Consider the following 17,899-nt stretch of genomic DNA (forward strand, 5'->3'; position numbering starts at 1 on the left):
AATATTCTAGTTTCGCGAGCTCGCAGATGCGACTGGGCCTCGCCTGCCCGTCGGGTTATCGCCGCAATCCCCAGAGGCGGTTCTTAAGATAGATTCCGATGTCATTCAGCCTCCCGAGCACATCTCCAAAACCTTGTTGTCGATTTATATAGTTATTTCAATGACACAGTTCGCAGTTTTGTTCTGAGCGGAGCGCCAGCGACCTGCGAAACCAGATCATTTCATCGCCTGCAAAAATTTCCGCGCTTCACCCAACAACGCCTGAATCTGCCTTCGCTCGGCGATCGCATCCCTGGTGAACAGGCCGTGCTTGCGCGCGTTCTGATTCGCCGTTGGCGCACCGGAGCCCGGTGCACCGCCGTGCATGCGGCAGCGCTTCTTGCCGTGCACCGCCGGCGAGCGGCACGCGCCACTGGTGCGGGTTTTGGCGCCACAACGTGGGCTCGCCAGCATCGGGCCGGTATTTCTGATGTGATCGCTCATGCCTGTGCTTCCCGCTTGGCATCAGCCGAACCGTGCCCTCGCCTGGAGCCTGCGGCCTTCCGCGCCGCGGATGCCGGCTTTTTGTCAGAGACGATCACGCGCGCATGCTGCGTGACGTTGCCGACAATGGCCTTGCCGCCGTCCCCGACCGACACGTTCTGCACGGTGATGGCAGGCTCGCCATGGCTCCGGTAGCGGTTCAGCGCCTCGATCTGGGCGGGAAACGTGCGGGCGAGCCTGCCCAGTGCGCGGGCGGCACTGTCGTGCTGGGCGAGATCGTCCGCATTCGCAAGGTGATAGGCACATCGCATCGCCATCACATGAACGGAAACCATCTGCGCCACCAGCATGGCCTCGACGGAATCCCGTGGGCGGATGCTCTTCACCATCGAAATCATAAAGGAGAGGTTGACCTCGTCAGGGCTCTCGCCGCTCACGCTGGCCTTTACCAATTGCCGGAGAATGCCATGCATCGCTTCGCGATCGGCAACCCCGAGCGCATTCGCCATGAGCTGTTCGCCGATTTCAGGGTCTGGATGGTCGATGGAGAATCCGTGCGACAGAAGCTTGATCCGCGGGGCTGCGGCAGCTTTGGTTTGGTCAGTTGCGGCGATCGCCGTTGGCACAGTGATATCAGGAGCGGTGTTCATGTCGAGATTCCTTAGGCCGCGCGCCGCAAGCGCGCGCGGTTCGGCCACGCGCGGCAATCGTCGCCGCGGCGGTCCGGTGCAATTTCAATAGTGGGTGAGGATTGTTCGGCTGCAATCGCGACGGACGCGCCCGCTATTGCGGGGCGACGGGCGTCTACAAGATTGCGGGATGATGAAGAAATGCCGCTGATTTGCCCGACGAGTCAAGTTGCTTTTTCGGATCGCGGCGGTCGCCCGCTACTTTGCATGGGGTTGTTTTCGATATTTTGGGAGCGCACACCTCGAAGCGGAGTTCTCCAACGTCATCCGCAGTCACGCCGGCAAGGACACCTGTACAGCGCCTCAGCTGAGAGACTGGTAGCGGCAGCGTCCGCAGGTGTCGCGTTCATGACGGGCTCGGCGGTAGAGAAGCGTAGGCAGTTCGGTCGGATCCAGCGGCAGAATATTTTATGGGATACCGCTCGCCAAGGGCAATTTCCCCTTTACCTTGGGAGGTTCGTCCAAGCCTCGCGGCGTACCGAACAGGGTCGATCAAGAAATGAGCCGGAAGAATCGCATTCCGCTTTCTGATCGCGTCACCAAAGCGGCCGAAGCGGCGCTTGCCGCGGATCACTTCGTTAGCGCCATCGACGTTCTCGTCGGAATCGGATGGCTTGACCCCGGGGCGGTGGAGCGTTGGCGTCGCGGGCAGATCGACTGCCTTGAGGAAGTTATCCAGACTGGCCCGTCGCGCATCTCCGAAGCCATGCGGTTGTTCCAAGCTTGGGCGACCGCCAGAGGATTGCTCCCAACGGAGACGGCATATGTCGATCGTACACCGCACCGCCGGACGCTGCGCTTCAGCCAAAGCGGAGATCCAGCGATCGAGGCGGCATATCGGACACACTGGGTCTCGCCCGAGCTTTCCGAGAAAAAGCGCGAGCGCATCGCAACAAAGGCAAGCCGCGCGCCGGAACTGGTAGTAATCCAGCCATTGAATACGGAATGGACATGCCATCGCTGCGGCGGCACCGGAGACCTCCTAATGATGGAGAAGCCGGGCCCGGCATGTCTGCGCTGCGTCGGTCTCGATGATCTCGAGTTTCTGCCGGCGGGCGATGCCCTGCTCACACGGCGCGTGAAGGCGAACAGTGCCCGATATGCCGTCGTCGTGCGCTTCAGCAGAACCCGCCGCCGTTACGAACGGCAGGGCTTGCTGGTTGAACCGCGGGCTCTAGCGGATGTGCGGTGATCGAGCCTGGGCATCACGCCTCAGCTTGAAGTGCCCGAACGCCGTAGCGATCGGCTTGGCCGCATCCTCCTGCCACGCCTGGGCCTGGAACGCGACGATGCGCTGGCCCTGCCTGACGATCGAGACATTGGCAAAGCTGTCCAGCGCGCGGCCCGAACGCAGATAGTTGATGGTTAGGCCGATCGGCTTTGGCGGCGTTGCAATGCCGAGCTCGCGCGCCACGCCGACGATCGCCGTGGTCTCCAGGAAGGCGCCGGTGATGCCGCCATGGATTGCGGGAAGGATCGGATTGCCGATGATCTTTGGTGAGAAGGGCATGTGGAGTACGCCGTCTTCCACAACGCGAATGCCGAGGCAGCGGGCGAAGGGGCTTTTGGCGAATGGCCCTGAAGCGTCCTCGGGACAATCCAGAACAGGCACCTCATACGCTTCCCTGTCCTGCAGCATGTTGGTGCGGTTGGCGCCGATCATGAAGCAGGCGGCGGCGGTCGCGATCGGGTCTTGCTCGGTCTCCTGATAGGCAGTCGAGCGCACGAAGGCGATCGAGCGCGTGACATGGTAGCAGATCGCATGCGCCTTGATGTCGAGGCCGGGTTTTGCCGGCTTCTGATAATCGATGCGCAGGTCGAGCGTCGCGATGGCGCGGCTGCCGTCGAGCGCCAGCTGCACGGCCATGCCGCAGCTTTCATCGAGCATCGCGGTGACCACGCCGCCGTGGATCACGCCGGATTCCGTGTCGCCAGCGAAGACGGATTGGTAGGGCAGGCTGGACCAGGCTTCGCCGCGCTCGGCGCGATCGATGCGAAGTCCGCTGGCGCGGCCATAGAGCGATCGGCGTTCTGCAATTGCCTTGGCCAGTTGGTCGAATGGCAGCGGCTGCCCGTCAAGTGTCGAGATTTCAGACATGCCGTCGTTTTAGACCAATGACGCTCGATCGGCCAAGGCCAATGGCTCGCGCGGTTGGCCTACAGGCCGAACGGATAGGTGTCGGGCAACCCCGGCCTGTGGTGCTCAGGGCCGAGGGGCGTCAACGCTGTCGTCTCGTCGAACCAGACATAGGCATCGAACTGCTGCGGCAGCGAGGCCTCCGCGTAGTGGCTGAGCACCTCGGTCTCGGGGCGATAGATCACGCCGATGAAGCGCTCGAGTTTTGGCTCGAGGAGGCGGCGGCGCACGGCCTCGTCGCGCTGCGGATCGAGCAGGAATTTTGCAATTCCTGCGTCGTGGCACAGCCGTTCGTAACTGTCGCGATGCGAGGGCCGCACCCGCTTGATCTCCATCTCGCCGTCCCAGTCGGAGGCGGCCGCCACTGTGCCCGTATGCGTCCCGAACCCGATCAGCGCGGCCTCGCTGCCAAAGCGTTCGCGACAGAGCTGGCCGACGTTCAATTCACCGCGGACCGATCCCATTTCGGTAGAGCGTGCGTCGCCGATGTGGGAGTTGTGCGCCCAGACGATCGCCTTGGACGCGGGCCCTCGCGCCTCCAGCAAATGCTCCAGCGTCTGGAACATATGGGTGTCGCGCAGGTTCCAGGATTCCGGCCCGCCATAATACATGATGCGGTAATAGCGCTCGGCCGAGGCGACCAGCCGCGCATTCTGTGCCGCATTCAGGAATTCATCGCTGTCGTGCGCAGCGTACTCTATCTGCTTTTGCAAGAGTTCCTGGCATTGCTGGACGATGGCCTCCTCACATTTTCGATAGCCGGCACTGAGCACGGCGCGGCCATAGGTTGATGGCTCGCGCTGCCACGGCGTCAGGCAGCCGTATCGCTCGCGCGCGATCTTCGCGGCCTGCGGGTCAACCTCATCCAGGTATTTGAGAACGGAAGCGATGGACGCGCTCATGTTGTAGATGTCGAGCCCATAGAAGCCGGCGCGGCGGTTCATCTCAGCAAGACCGCTGTTGTGATTGCGCATCCATTCGATCAGCGCCGCAACCTCCGTATTGCGCCACATCCAGGTCGGGAAGCGCTGGAACGGCGGTTGCGTGTCGGTACGGGCGTCGCGGTGGCGGACGTAGCGATCGACGACGGCCGCGTCCGGCCAGTCGGCCTCGACTGCAACAATGACGAAGCCGTGTTGCGCAATCAGGTGACGCGTGATCGCGGCGCGGGCGCGATAGAACTCAGCGGTGCCGTGGCTTGCTTCCCCGAGCAGCACCACGCGACGATCGGCAAAGCGGTCAAACAGCCGGCCGAAGGCGGGATCGTCAAAGTTGGGCAACGGCTCCGCGATTTCGGCGATCATCTGCGGCAATGTCAGATTGCGGCTGCGGCCCGGCAGATGGTTCGTGGCCGAGCGCCGCCCATCCTCGCTCCAGCCCTGTTCGCCGATCAGGGGCACGAACATCACGCCGCCGAGCTCTTCTTCCTCGAATTCGTCCTCGCCATGGCGCACGATCTTGATCAGGGTTTGCGCCGGCACGAGCGATCCGACGGGAATGATAAGGCGACCGCCGATCGCGAGTTGCTCCTTCAGCGCTTGCGGCACGGCCGGCCCGCCTGCCGCGACCAGAATGGCATCGAAGGGCGCGGCCTCAGGCCAGCCCAGCGTGCCGTCGCCAACCCGAATTTCGATGTTGTGATAGCCGAGTTTGCGGAAGCGGCCTTGCGCGGCCTGCGCCAACGTGGGCAGCCGCTCGATGCCGTAGATGCGCCGGGCGATCCGGCCCGCCACGGCCGCCGCATAGCCCGATCCGGCACCGACTTCCAGCATGCGGTCGTCCGGGCTCAATTCGGCCGCCTCGAGCATCAGCGCGACGATGTAGGGCTGCGAAATCGTCTGATCTTCGGCAATCGGCAGCGCCGCGTCCTCATAGGCGAATTCTTCAAAGCCGGGATCGACAAATTCTTCGCGGGGAACCTCACGCATGGCTTCGAGCACGCGCCTGTCGCGCACCCCGCGCCGGGCGATGATGTCGACCATCCGCCGGCGGGCCGACACCGTTTTCGGTGAGCCGGGCATCCCACTTTCCTCGATTCCTATTGTCAACTGGGCAGGGAAAAACCCGTTCCAAAGACGAAACGCAGAGCGGCGATATGGGCGGGCCGGTGATCAGCAGGCGTGGATCCGGCACTTGCAGGTCATCACGCGTGCGCTTGAAAACGGAGCGCGCGGATTCGTAGAGGTTAAGCCCCATGGTCCCCGACGAGTCCGCAACGACCGCGCCGCTTTGGTTGCCCCGCTGATAAGACTTGCTGATGTTTGCCGCAGAGTCTGTAGCGCAGCGAACACAGCAACGCTGAACTCAGCGATGTGGCAACGGAGTTACAGTTGGTTCCGGTTGTTGGTCCGCTGGCGAAGCATTCCGCAAGATGGGCAAGCACTTCGCGACCAATGCCAAAGCTCTGGGACCATACGCATGATGCGCCCGCGTCAGCGGAGGTGGCAGTCGGCCTGAAAATCTGCCTCTATTGGCCGAGAGACGGCTCGTGGTGTCTGCGGAGCTGTTGCCGGCCTTTCCGGACTGGCATTTCCGCGTACAGGAGTAGCGATATGGGTGGCTTGGTGATCAGCGGCGGCCGGGTAGTGGATCCCGCAAGCGGGATGGATGCCATCGGCGATGTTGCGTTGCTGGACGGCCAGATCTCCGCCGTCGGCACCGGGCTCGGCAGCGCCGAACGGGTGATCGACGCGACCGGGCTGGTGGTCGCTCCCGGCTTCATCGATCTGCACGCGCATGGCCAGTCCATTCCGGCGGACCGCATGCAGGCGTTCGACGGGGTGACGACAACGCTCGACCTCGAGGCCGGCGTATTACCGGTCGCATCCTGGTATCGGCGCCAGGCCGAAAAGGGACGCGTGCTGAACTACGGCGCCGCCGTCAACTGGGCCTTCGCGCGCATCGGCGCGATGACCGGCTCGAATGCGGAAAGCTCGCTGGAGGCGTTCGGCAATGCCATGCGCGATCGCCGCTGGATCGAGAACGTGGCCAGCGACAGCGAGGTGGCGGGCATTCTCGATCGCCTCGCCAATGGGCTGAAAGAGGGCGGCTTAGGAATCGGTATCCTCAATGCCTACGCTCCGGGGGCAGGCGTGCAGGAGCTGACCGCGGTGTGCCAATTGGCGGCCGCGCATAACGTGGCGACCTTCACACATGTCGCCTACATGTCCCGCATCGATCCGGAAAGCGCCGCCGAAGCCTATATCCGCCTGATCGGCTATGCAGGGGCCACCGGCGCGCACATGCACATCTGCCACTTCAACTCTTCGAGCAAGACGGACGTTGAGCGTTGCGCGGCGCTGATATCAAAGGCGCAGGCACAGGGCTTGCCGATCACGGTCGAAGCCTATCCCTACGGCACCGGCTCGACGGTGCTGGCGGCGGCGTTCTTCAGCGATCCCGACTTCGAGGCGCGCAATGGCACGGGCTACGATTCCGTGCAGCGCGTGACCGACGGGCGGCGCTTCCGCGACCGCGGGGAATTGCTGGCGGCGCAGGCGGAGGAGCCCTCGACGCTGGTGCTGTGGCATATACTGGATACCGAGAACAATCCGCACCATCGCGACCTCCTTGACATGTCGGTGCTGTATCCCGGCGGCGCGATCGCGTCCGACGCGATGCCCTGGACACTATCGGATGGCAGCGTCTACACCGGCGACGCCTGGCCGCTGCCAAAAGATGCCACCTCGCATCCGCGTTCCGCAGGTTGCTTCACGCGTTTCATCCGCGAGTGGGTGCGCGAGCGCAAGGCGGTATCGCTACTGGAGGGCCTGCGCAAATGTGCGCTGATCCCCGCGGAGATCCTGTCTGCAAGCACGCCCGCGATGCGCGCGAAGGGAAGGCTGCAGGTAGGCGCCGATGCGGACATCGTCGTGTTCGATTTCGAGACGCTGACGGACCGCGCGACCTTCTCGGCGATGAACCGCCCGTCGGAGGGCGTCCGGCATCTAATCGTCAGTGGCCAGCCGCTGATATCAGATGGCGTGCTGGATGTGTCGGCGCGGCCGGGCCGGCCGGTGCGCCGGCCGATTGCGCAAGCCTGATGTACGGGAGCTGATCGTGCCGGTCCCGATCCTGCTGGTCACCGGCTTCCTCGGCGCCGGCAAGACCACGGTCGTGAACCATCTGCTGGCGCATGCGGAGGGGCGGCGGATCGCCGCCGTGGTCAACGATTTCGGCGCCATCAATATCGATGCGGAGCTGATCGCCGGCGCCAGCGACGGGGTCGTCAGCCTGAGCAACGGCTGCATCTGCTGCTCGCTGGAAGGCGATCTGTTGCGCACGCTCGCCGCACTGCTGCGGCGCGAGCCACAGCCGGAGTTCATCGTGATCGAAACCAGCGGCGTCGCCGATCCCGCCGATATCGTCCGCAACCTGATGGATCCCCTGATCTGGCGCGAGGCGCCGCTGGAAACGGTGCTGTGCGTGGTTGACGCGACGACAACGCCGGAGACGCTGAACAGCGACGCGTTATTGCGGTCGCAGCTCCGGGCGGCAGATATAGTCGCGCTCAGCAAGCTAGACCTGACGGACGCAGCCTGTAGCGCGACGCAACTGCGCGGGGCCATCCGCGCGCTGCACCCGGCGGCGGTGGTGGTCGATGCCCTGCATGGTGAAGTCCCGGCTGAGCTTCTGTTCCCTGTTGACGTGGACCGCGCTCCGTCGCCCCGCGAGGTAGCGCCGCGACGGCCCTCGGCCGACCGGTTCGAGACGCTGAGCTGGACGTCGGACCGCCCGGTGTCGCTGCCGCGCTTGCAGCAAGCGATCGGCCGGCTCGCGCCGAAGCTCGCCCGTGCGAAAGGACTGTTCGAGACCTTGGAGCAGCCCGGGCGATTGATGGTGTTTCAGTTTGCCGGCGGGCGCGCGACATTGGCGTCAGGCGGTCCGTTGACAGCCGGGGTGCCGCGGACACGGATCGTATTCATTGCCGAGATCGGGGTTCTCTCGAAGGCCGAGATCGACAGCATCATGGAAGGGTGCGTCGAAGGAGGGTGAAGCATGCCAATGCATCGACCTCTACGCGATAGGCGCTGACGGCACGGAAGACGTCGTAGTCTCGACCGGCCCTAGGGTATACTTCATTCGGAAGCCGACCCCTCGCCATAACAGGCCATGCGGCGGCATTTGTCCCAAGGAGTCCCGAATGCATTTGCCGGCCTGCACGATTCTGACGATGGGAATGATTTTGGCCGCCGCGCCGGCATCCGCCCAAACCTACGACCCAAACTACCCCGTTTGCATCCAAACCTATGCCTTTGGAGGCGGACGTATCGATTGCAGTTTCACCTCGCTGGCGCAGTGCGCCGCATCGGCATCGGGCCGTTCGGCACAGTGCTACAATAACCCGTACTTCGCGCAACGTGACAGGAAACCGTCCCGGCAACGCGGCGTTGATTAGGGACGGTTGCCTCGGCTCGCCTCGCAGGCGTAAGGCGCAGTTTTGCCCGTGCCATTGCTTCTACGTATAATGCTGTGAAACCATCTATTCCGTGAGGTCATGTGACTGCCCCCAATCCCGCCGCCGGCAAGCCGGTCGATCCCGCCTCCCTCGTCAACGTACCGCAGCTGGTGACGGCCTATTTCGTATCGAAGCCCGATCCTGCCGATCCCACCCAGCGGGTTGCCTTCGGAACGTCGGGCCATCGTGGGACGTCGTTGAAGAACTCCTTCAACGAAAATCATATCCTGGCGACGACGCAGGCGATCTGCGATCACCGCCGTGAAACGGGGCTCACCGGCCCGCTGTTCATCGGCATCGATACCCATGCCCTCGCCGAGCCGGCGCTGGCGAGTGCAGTGGAGGTGTTTGCCGCCAACGGGATCGACATCATGATCGACGAGCGCGGCGGCTACACGCCGACGCCCGTCATCTCGCATGCGATCCTGAGCTACAACAAGGGTCGCACCAGTGGCCTTGCCGATGGTGTCGTCATCACGCCGTCACATAATCCGCCTGAGGATGGCGGATACAAATATAATCCCCCGCATGGCGGCCCGGCCGATACCGACGTGACGGCCAAGGTCGAAAAGGCCGCCAACGCCTATATGGAAGCCGGCATGAATGGCGTCGCCCGGATGCCGTATGAGCGCGCCCGCAAGGCGCCCTCGACGCATCTGCGCGACTACATCCGTCCCTTTGTCGCCGATCTCGGCAATGCCGTGGACATGGCGCTGATCAAATCAGCCGGCGTGAAGATCGGTATCGATCCGCTTGGCGGTGCGGCCGTTCACTATTGGGCGCCGCTGATCGAGCACTACGGAATCAATGCGACCGTCGTGAACGACACGGTCGATCCGACCTTTCGCTTCATGACGGCGGACTGGGATGGAAAAATCCGGATGGATTGTTCTTCGCCGTTCGCGATGGCAAGCCTGATCCAGATGCGCGACAGGTTCGACGTCGCCTTTGCCAACGATACCGATGCCGACCGCCACGGCATCGTGACACGCACGGGCGGCCTGATGAACCCGAACCATTTTCTCGCGGCGGCGATCGCCTATCTGTTCGAGCATCGGCCGCAATGGGACGGCCGGGCGGCGATCGGCAAGACAATTGTCTCCAGCTCGATCATCGATCGCGTTGCAAGAAAGCTGAACCGCAAGCTGGTCGAAACCCCGGTCGGCTTCAAATGGTTCGTCGAAGGCCTCGGCACCGGTGCATTCGGCTTTGCTGGCGAGGAAAGCGCCGGCGCCTCGTTCCTCAAGCGCGACGGCTCGGTCTGGACAACCGACAAGGACGGCATGGTGATGGGGTTGCTCGCCGCCGAAATCCTGGGACGTACCGGGCGCGATCCGAGCCAGTTGTTTGCCGCGCTGACCACGGAGCTCGGCGTGCCCTTCTACGAGCGGATCGACGTGCCGGCGACGCCAAAGCAGAAGAGCGCGTTGAAGGCGCTCGGCCCGGAGCAACTCGACATGCGTCAGCTCGCCGGTGATGCCGTCACTGCGGTTCGGACCCGGGCGCCGGGTAACGATCAATCCTTCGGTGGCATCAAGGTCGAGACGGACGCCGGCTGGTTCGCTGCGCGGCCATCGGGCACCGAGGACGTCTACAAGATCTACGCCGAGAGTTTTCGGGATCAGACCCATCTGAAAGCCATTCAGCAGGATGCCCAGCGCGCCATCGCAAAGGTATTCTGAATTCCAAGCGAGGCGGTTACGACATTCGGGCGGCCGCAGAGCGACCGGGGAACCATTGCGCCAGGTGCGCCAGTTCGACACACCGATGATCAGGGGGGACTGCCGAGCTGGACTCGTGAGACGGCGCGCTTGCGATCACGCTGAAATCACGAAAGCCCACGCAGTGTTAGGCTCGGGACATTAGCTACCAGCAAGCTACCCGGAGGCGGGGGCCCTGTAAGCTTTCATGAGGTACCGGGGGATAAAGAAAATGAGTGCGGAATCGGTCGTTTATTATCTGAATCGCGAGCCTGAGAGCGATCCGAATGACCAAACCGAATGGCTTTTGACGGCGTTGGGGCAATACACCGGCGCGGAACTGCGTGAACTGCTCTATGTCGCGGAAGAGCCGGGCTTCTTTGAACTGATGCGCGCGCTGTTTGCGCTCTCCGATGAGAACCGGGCCGTGCTGCAGCATTTTCTTGAAGCCGGCCACCCGCAGGCCATGAAGGCGGCGATCGACCTGAAGGGACGGTTGACCATCGAGCAGGTTAACGCCGAGCAGCGGGTCAAACTGCTCCCTGTGATCGCAAATTAGCGTCCGAAGCTCTCTCGGGTTGTGTTAAGGTTTCCCAACCTTAAACGGTTGGGAGCCTGCCGATGGCAACGAGACAGTCTGGCCCGCTTGATGTGATGGTGGGTGCCAGGATTTGCATGTTTCGGGTCAACCGCGGCATGAGCCAAACCACGCTGGCGGAACGAATCGGCGTCACTTTCCAACAGCTACAGAACTACGAGCGCGGCACTAGCCGAATTGGTGCCGGCCGGTTGTCACTGATCGCGTCCGTGCTGGGCGTTTCGGTTGGCGAGTTGTTCGAATACTCCGGGGCCGGATCTTCCGGTTTGAACTCACCGATGCGCTTGCTTGCCGAACCGGACGCCTTCCGCGTCCTCAACGCCTATGCGCGAACGACCGATCCGCGCGTGCGGCTTTGCCTCAACAAGCTCGTTGAAGCATCGCCTACGGAGCTCTCGGAGCGAAGTCCACGGTCGAGCGGCTGAATACCGTCAGCCGGTCGCGCGAATCGCAAGCCGGTCCGGCCTGCTTCCCGGAATGAACTCACCGATCCAGTCACGGCGTGTCGCCTCGATATGCCAGGACATCGCTTCGGCCGAGTAGGGCGCGGGATCGGGAATATCCTTTCGGATCTCCTTGCCGTCGAGCCAGCCGCAGCTATGCGAGTAGCGGGCCTTGCAGACGAGGTGAATATCGCCATGGTCCTGCAGCAGCGCGTATCCATCGGCTGGAAAAAACGTGCCCGCAAGCTCGATCGCGCCCGGCGGCTGACGCACCAGCAGGAATGTGCTGGTGGCTTGCTTTTCCGATTCTGAAACCAGCAAACCGACCATACTATGAATCGGCGCAATTGACTGTGGTGCAACCAGCGCGAGAGACTCCGTGATGGGCCCCGCCGTTGCAATCGAAAGATACTCGCCCTCCGGTCCCCAACGGCAGGCGATCAGCCACTCGCGGCTTCGGCCACGAATCAAGGTCGGCTTGGCGTAATCCGATCGGGCAATATCTGCCGCCATGGCTATGACGAAGGCTTTCGCGAGCATAAAGTTCCTCCAAGGCGAGGGCGGGACTTGCCTCTCGCCCTCAAGTTTGCGCATCAAGTCGTGAGGTCACCGTGAGCGGTACCGTAAATTCGATGCAGGAATTGTTTGCGCAGGCGGCATCGTTGCTTCTTGGCAACGCATTGGACGCGGCCAAAAATCACGAAGCCAAAAGTGTGCTGGAGGCGCTGGAATATGGGGTGGAATCTGGCGAGCGAATTGATCCGAAGAACACGAATCGCGCGCATTTGCTTCTCGCGGCATCACGGTTCGCGCGGGTTTTCGAATTGGCCTCACCCGATGCGCCCGGTCTGATCAGCTTTGGTGCGCAATTCGATCCGGCGCTTGCCGATCCCTTGCATAGCGGAAGTCCGCTCGTCAGTGTTTCCGGCGTTGGTCTCACGTTGCAGGAAGCGTTTCAGGGCTGCATCGGCGAGGGAATCGAATATCTCTCTCAGTTGCAGACCGGAACTGACCTGTTGTTCAAACCGGGTGTCGACGATTGGAGTGGAAAACTCAATCCCAACGCGCTGGAATTGGTGGTACGCCTTTCGGAACGCCGCTTGCAACCGGAGCGGGCGCTTTCCTGGTGTCGTGCAACACGTCAGGCGGACGGCGGCGCGGTGTGGCTTCCGGCGGATATCTGCCTGCGCCGTCCACCTGTGCAACGCGACTTCGTACCGCCTTTCCCCTTGAGTATCGGATCGGCCGCCGGACCGTCGCGGGACGCTGCAGCACTGCATGGCCTTCTGGAGTTGATCGAACGCGACGCAGCCAGTCTCTGGTGGAGGGGCGGTCAGTTGGCGCGATCGATTCCGGCGCAGGATCCAGCCTGCATCGTGGCGGAAGAGTTGTTGGAGAAACTTCGGCACGGCGTATCGTCGCCGCGCAGGACGTGGCTGCTCGATATTACGACTGATATCGGCGTGCCCTGCGTCGCTGCCGTCTCCTGCCGGGCGGATGGCTCCGGCTTTGCCTGCGGCCTCGCCGCGCGGCCGGCGCTGGACACAGCCGCGCGCTCCGCGATTGTGGAAATGTGTCAGGGCGAACTGGCCGACGCCATTGTCGCGGCCAAACGCGGCGAGCGTGGTGATGATGCGCTGAACGTGCAGGATCGCACCCATCTGCGGCGTGCGGCGATCAACGCCGATCAGTGCAAACTGCTGCAACCGACCGCAGAGTACGCGGCCCATCTGCCGCTTCACGCAACTGAAGCGAGCGTCATATTCGAACTGATCGTGCAGCGTTTGGAACAACTGGGAATCAATGCATTTTGTATCGATCTGACACGCGAATGCTTCGCCGTTCCGGTGGTGCGTGTGATTGTCCCGGGCCTGCAGCTCGAGCCATCGGAAATCGTCACCGCGAGGCTGCAGGATACGGTTGCCCGAACCGGCGGCGGGTCAATCTATACCGGGGGTGTCCCTTTGATATAGACTGAAGCAATTAACCAACCGGTTCCGGAAAATCGTTGCAATGCCGGCCAGTGCTAACGCCATCACAGCAGACAAGACCGCGCCAGCGCCCGAAAGCACACCGCGTCTGGCGGTATCGCTGGTTGGGCGGCTCGGTGTGCGATTCAACGGCCGGCCCGTCGAACTGCGAACCCGCAAAGCCGGCGCAGTTCTGAGCTACCTCGCTCTATCGGAGGCGAAGCAGGAAAGCCGTGAGCGGCTGGTCGGTCTGCTCTGGAGCCGGTCGGATGAGGAAAGGGCGCGTGCCTCGTTGCGCCAGGTCGTTCGCGAACTGCGATCCATGCTCGAGGAGGCCGGCTATGACGGCTTTATCGCGGAACGGCTGATGATCGGCCTCGACGTTGAACGAATCGAAGTCGATATCGAAAGCGTGATTCAGCTTGCCGAAGGCGGACGCGTTCACCCGCTGCTGCTCGATACGCCGCAGCTCGACGGGCGGCTGCTCGAAGGAATGGACGATCTCGACCCTTCGTTCCGGGTCTGGGTGCTGGCCAAGCGTCAGACCATCCACGAACGGCTGATGCGAAGCCTCGACGAGGGCCTGACTTCTCCCAGCGTGCCCGCCGACGCCAAGAAAAGGATTGCGGCGGCGATCGTCAATCTCGATCCGACCCACGAATTTGCCTGCCGCTATCTGATGCGGGCACATGCGGAAGAAGGCGACACGGCCGGTGCGCTACGCATCTACAAGGCGCTGTGGGATCTGCTCGATCGCGACTATGCCATGGAGCCGTCATCGGCCACCGAAGAACTCGTTGCCAACATCAAGCTTGGCATTCTGGAGCGCGCGCCTGCTGATCGGGCCGCTTCGGCAGCGAACGACGAATTCGCCATCAGGATGGTCAGGGGCACCGCCCCGCAGCCGGTGATCCCGATCACGCCAGCGGTCAATCCGCCTGCGAAGACGCGCCTGGTCTTGCGGCCCTTTGCGATGCACGGGGTCGACGAGGATCACAGCCATCTGGTGCAGGGATTCTCCCAGCATCTTGCCGCCTGCCTCGTGCGCTTCCGCGAATGGAGCGTCGTCGACCGTCCGCCGGCTGCCGTCGTGCTTCCCGCGCCAGACGCGGCGCCGCAATATTGCATCGAAACCACCGCCTACCAGGCGGGCGCCGAAATCAATATCGTGATGGTGCTGCGGGATGACACCACCGGGATCTACGTCTGGAGCGAAAGCTTCCGGCTCGGCCTCGGCAACTGGTTCGAAACGCAGCAGCGTATTATCCGCCGGATCGCGACCGCGCTGAACGTGCAGCTCTCGACCGAACGCCTGATGCGGCTCGCCGGCGAGCCCGACGTGTCGCTCGAACTGCACGACCGCTGGCTGCGCGGACAGAACCTCATGTCGAAATTCGATCCCGAGAGCTGGCGGCGGGCGGTCGCGATCTTCCGCGACGGGATCCGCGACAATCCAGGGTTCTCGCCCTGCTACAGCAGCCTCGTGCAGATGAACAACATCGAGCATCTGGTGCATCCCGGGGTTTTCCGCGATCTCGACAAGGCCAAGGCTACCCTCGAACTGGCGAAGACCGCCGTTCAACTCGATCCGGTCGACTCCAGGGCGCATCTGTGCTGCGGCTGGTCATATGTGATGGCGCTGCGCGAGTCGGAAGCCGCGCCGCATATGGAGCTGGCGTGTGAGCTCAACGACAACGATCCCTGGACGTTGCTGTCCAGTGCGCACTACTCGGCAATCTGCGGATCGATCGATGACGCGCGCATTCGCGCCGAGCGGTCGCTCGCACTTTCACCGGCGCCGTCCTATTTGGAATGGGCCTATCACAGCACTGTGCGATTCTTCTGCGGTGACTATGAGGGAACTATCGAGGCGTGCGATCGTGCGCAAAGCATCAACAAGGTCGTGCCGGCATGGCGGGCCGCCGCGTTGTATCGGCTTGGGGAACGCATGCTGGCGCAGCAGGAAGTGCAGCGCTTCGTGAATGGCCTGCGTTCATTCTGGGTCGGATCGTCTCCTCCGACCGATGAGGCGGCGGCGCGCTGGGTCATGCAAGCGCATCCCATCAGCGTGAAGGAGCGATGGGAAGCCCTGCGCCAAAGTTTGGGTGGCGGAGGACTTCCTGTCGATGGCATCGTTCACCTGACACGGAGCTAGATCATCAGGCGCAGTAGCTGATCGTGTAGTCGCCGATACGCTCGGCATGCACCTTGAACTTTTCGGCTTCCGGAATCATCGGATCCATCCCGTTGAACAGCCGCTTGTAGAACGGCGGCAGAGGATAGGTCGCACCGGGCTTGCTCAGCTTCTCTTCGGAATCTGCGATTGCCGCGGCGGGCGGCAAGCGCACCACGATCGTGTCCAGCTCCTGTTCGACGAACTTCACCCTCTTGAAGCGGTCCGGAACCGTCATGAACACCTGGGCCTTGGCCAGCTGCTCCTTGAACTCGTCAACAGTAGTCGGGATCGGATACTCGTTGTCATCTTCGAGATAGTTCTTGCCCGTCGACCAGGTCTTTACCAGATTGCCCCAGCGCTCATGATTGGTGACTTGCATTCTCTCTAGTGCCATTGACGTTACTCCTCCGGGTTGCGTGAAGCGGAAAATCCGGCTTCACAGAAATGCGGGCACGGCCTGCCGCAGCTCGGCAATTTCGGTGGTGAACTCCACGAGCTGCGCCATGTTCGAGATGTCTGGAATTTCCTGAAGTACGTTCGCCAGGTAAAGTTCGCGGGAAACGATGTCGAATTGATCGGCGAGCGAGCCGCCAAGGACCGATTGCGGGTCGCTGGCGAGCGCGCCGAATATCACCTCCGAGACGATGATCGAACCGAGCAACCCGAGTTGCAGGCCATCCGTCTGCTGCATCGCCTCGAACAAGATGAAGAACGGCAGCGGAGGATCATTCGAAAGCGTTTCGATGTCCTCATCCGTGAGTGCACCGTAGGCCCGCGCCGAGACGAACCATTCGCGAAGCTGATCGACGCGGTAGGCGCGGTCGGCAAGCAGGCGCGACATGGCGATGAAATGCGGCCGCCGGGTGCCGATCTCGGCGATCAAAGCGTCCACCGACCACATGCCAGCGAGGCTCGCGCCGAGCAGATCGCGATAGAGCAGGCCGACGCGTTCGGTTTCGTCGAACGCCGGAAAGATCTGGTCATTGCCAAGCCCGTCGCTGAGATGCGGTCCGATGCGGCGGCTGAAGTTCGGTCTCGACCCGTTGATCTCGAAAAAGCGCGACCATTGTACCATCCATGTTTCGTCGAGCGGCATGTTTGCCGGGTCGTTCATCGAGCTCTTTTCGAGCGTGTTGTTGAGATCGTGGAGAGACAGGTCGTTGATCTGGTATTCGGGACGCACCATGGCGTGGCCGAAGCGGAACGCGCCGTGCGAAAACTCGAGCGGAATTTCCCAGTCGCCGATCGCTCCGTTCCTGGAGGGACCGGGACGGTCGATGAAGTCCGGAGCGGACCCGGAATAATTTGCGTGGATCGCCGGATGAAGTATCCGCCGCATCAGATCGTTACGGATGACGTTGTGATAGATCGCCGTCAATGCGCCGCGGGCGCACAGGAAGCGCTTGTAGGCGGCGCCGAACTGGCCATTCGGCCCCGCATTGCCTTCATGGTGGCGAATGATATCGACGAGTCCATTGTGCAGTAGCGCGAACAGCGCAGTGAGCTGCGACATGACGGCATGGTCGTCGTTGCGGGGATCAGCGACCAGTGCCTCGGTGAGGGCGACGCGAATGCCGGCAATGCTGCGGTCGACGCCTGTCACATTCTCGGCCTGGGCCCGGGCGATGTCGCGGAACGGGCAGCCGCTCGCGGGCTCGTTCTCCTTCCAGCGCATGCGGCCAAGCCGCAGCTTGGTGCGACGGTCGTCGTTCGGCGCGTCGAGAGCATAGATGTGTGGAGATCCGACAGGACCACTGCCGTACAGCGTCTCCAGCCGAAGCGGCGTGCGACGCGCGTTGGTCGTTCCGCGGCCGAGCCCTCCCGCCACCGAAAGCGGAATTGCCGAGTGAACCAGATCATGCGCAATGAACTGCAGCAGATAGGTGTAGCCCGAAGGAATGAGGGGATTTTCCCAATGTTCTGCCGATCGAACCTGGTGTGGCGGCCATTTGATTGCAGCGTCCATTCGCCGCGACAGGCGATGCATCAATCCGCGCAGCCTTGCATGATCCGATGGTGAACTGATCGGATCGACGCCGAAAGCGCGGAAGCGCTGCGAAGGAGACGGCGTGCCGAGGAAGTGACGAAAGCCGGAAGGCACGGCAGCGGGATTAGAGTCGTGCGCAGTGAGCTCGGAAGCTCGGAGAGTGAGTGTGTCAGCGACGTTCTGCACAGTCATCAAAACTGCTCTCGCGCTTGGTCAAGGCGACGAGGTTGCGAAGAAAGTCGTGAAATTATCGTGAGT

General features: G+C 62.6%; 16 protein-coding genes. 9 read left to right on the top strand and 7 right to left on the bottom strand.

What is annotated here, in order from left to right; all coding sequences use genetic code 11:
• Positions 1–216: 216 nt before the first annotated feature.
• Complete coding sequence (locus J6524_RS30320) at positions 217–483, bottom strand: HGGxSTG domain-containing protein (RefSeq protein ID WP_225677539.1); 267 nt, start codon at positions 481–483, stop codon at positions 217–219.
• On the bottom strand, positions 480–1,133 hold the full coding sequence (locus J6524_RS30325; protein ID WP_225677631.1) for a hypothetical protein: 654 nt from the start codon (positions 1,131–1,133) through the stop codon (positions 480–482). The genes J6524_RS30320 and J6524_RS30325 overlap by 4 nt, the downstream gene beginning before the upstream one ends.
• A gap of 538 nt (positions 1,134–1,671) precedes the next feature.
• Here J6524_RS30325 and J6524_RS30330 point away from each other — a divergent pair.
• The gene (locus J6524_RS30330; protein WP_225677541.1) at positions 1,672–2,364 is read left to right on the top strand and encodes a hypothetical protein; all 693 of its coding nucleotides are present in this window, start codon (positions 1,672–1,674) and stop codon (positions 2,362–2,364) included.
• Here the strand turns inward: J6524_RS30330 and J6524_RS30335 are convergent.
• Positions 2,347–3,270 carry a hotdog domain-containing protein gene (locus J6524_RS30335; RefSeq protein WP_225677543.1) on the bottom strand — a complete coding sequence of 308 codons (924 nt, stop codon included), beginning with the start codon at positions 3,268–3,270 and terminating at the stop codon, positions 2,347–2,349. The two genes, J6524_RS30330 and J6524_RS30335, sit on opposite strands and share 18 nt — an antisense overlap.
• 59 nt (positions 3,271–3,329) lie before the next feature.
• Entirely contained in the window at positions 3,330–5,330 is a 2,001-nt protein-coding gene (locus J6524_RS30340) for a protein-L-isoaspartate(D-aspartate) O-methyltransferase (RefSeq protein WP_225677545.1), read from the bottom strand.
• 372 nt (positions 5,331–5,702) lie between these two features.
• On the opposite strand from J6524_RS30340, the gene J6524_RS30345 reads away from it, so the two are divergent.
• The 6 genes from J6524_RS30345 to J6524_RS30370 all read left to right on the top strand — a co-directional run bounded on the left by J6524_RS30345 (position 5,703) and on the right by J6524_RS30370 (position 11,490).
• Complete coding sequence (locus J6524_RS30345) at positions 5,703–7,352, top strand: amidohydrolase family protein (protein ID WP_225677548.1); 1,650 nt, start codon at positions 5,703–5,705, stop codon at positions 7,350–7,352.
• Between the two features lie 16 nt (positions 7,353–7,368).
• Positions 7,369–8,304 carry a CobW family GTP-binding protein gene (locus J6524_RS30350; protein WP_225677550.1) on the top strand — a complete coding sequence of 312 codons (936 nt, stop codon included), beginning with the start codon at positions 7,369–7,371 and terminating at the stop codon, positions 8,302–8,304.
• A gap of 148 nt (positions 8,305–8,452) precedes the next feature.
• On the top strand, positions 8,453–8,707 hold the full coding sequence (locus J6524_RS30355; protein WP_225677552.1) for a DUF3551 domain-containing protein: 255 nt from the start codon (positions 8,453–8,455) through the stop codon (positions 8,705–8,707).
• Positions 8,708–8,808: 101 nt separating this feature from the next.
• On the top strand, positions 8,809–10,449 hold the full coding sequence (gene pgm / locus J6524_RS30360) for a phosphoglucomutase (alpha-D-glucose-1,6-bisphosphate-dependent) (protein WP_225677554.1): 1,641 nt from the start codon (positions 8,809–8,811) through the stop codon (positions 10,447–10,449).
• Between the two features lie 250 nt (positions 10,450–10,699).
• Complete coding sequence (locus J6524_RS30365; RefSeq protein WP_225677555.1) at positions 10,700–11,026, top strand: hypothetical protein; 327 nt, start codon at positions 10,700–10,702, stop codon at positions 11,024–11,026.
• Between the two features lie 62 nt (positions 11,027–11,088).
• Positions 11,089–11,490, top strand: a complete 402-nt coding sequence (locus tag J6524_RS30370; RefSeq protein ID WP_225677556.1) for a helix-turn-helix domain-containing protein — start codon at positions 11,089–11,091, stop codon at positions 11,488–11,490.
• 6 nt (positions 11,491–11,496) lie between these two features.
• Here the strand turns inward: J6524_RS30370 and J6524_RS30375 are convergent, their stop codons facing one another.
• Entirely contained in the window at positions 11,497–12,048 is a 552-nt protein-coding gene (locus tag J6524_RS30375; protein ID WP_225677557.1) for a hypothetical protein, read from the bottom strand.
• Between the two features lie 71 nt (positions 12,049–12,119).
• Here J6524_RS30375 and J6524_RS30380 point away from each other — a divergent pair, with 71 nt between their 5' ends.
• Complete coding sequence (locus J6524_RS30380; protein WP_225677558.1) at positions 12,120–13,481, top strand: YcaO-like family protein; 1,362 nt, start codon at positions 12,120–12,122, stop codon at positions 13,479–13,481.
• 40 nt (positions 13,482–13,521) lie between these two features.
• The gene (locus tag J6524_RS30385; protein ID WP_225677559.1) at positions 13,522–15,633 is read left to right on the top strand and encodes a BTAD domain-containing putative transcriptional regulator; all 2,112 of its coding nucleotides are present in this window, start codon (positions 13,522–13,524) and stop codon (positions 15,631–15,633) included.
• Positions 15,634–15,637: 4 nt separating this feature from the next.
• Here J6524_RS30385 and J6524_RS30390 read toward each other — a convergent pair whose 3' ends face one another.
• Complete coding sequence (locus tag J6524_RS30390; RefSeq protein ID WP_225677560.1) at positions 15,638–16,048, bottom strand: hypothetical protein; 411 nt, start codon at positions 16,046–16,048, stop codon at positions 15,638–15,640.
• 42 nt (positions 16,049–16,090) lie between these two features.
• Positions 16,091–17,833 carry a peroxidase family protein gene (locus tag J6524_RS30395; protein ID WP_225677561.1) on the bottom strand — a complete coding sequence of 581 codons (1,743 nt, stop codon included), beginning with the start codon at positions 17,831–17,833 and terminating at the stop codon, positions 16,091–16,093.
• Positions 17,834–17,899 lie beyond the last annotated feature (66 nt).

Source organism: Bradyrhizobium hereditatis (assembly GCF_020329435.1).
GTDB lineage: Bacteria > Pseudomonadota > Alphaproteobacteria > Rhizobiales > Xanthobacteraceae > Bradyrhizobium > Bradyrhizobium hereditatis.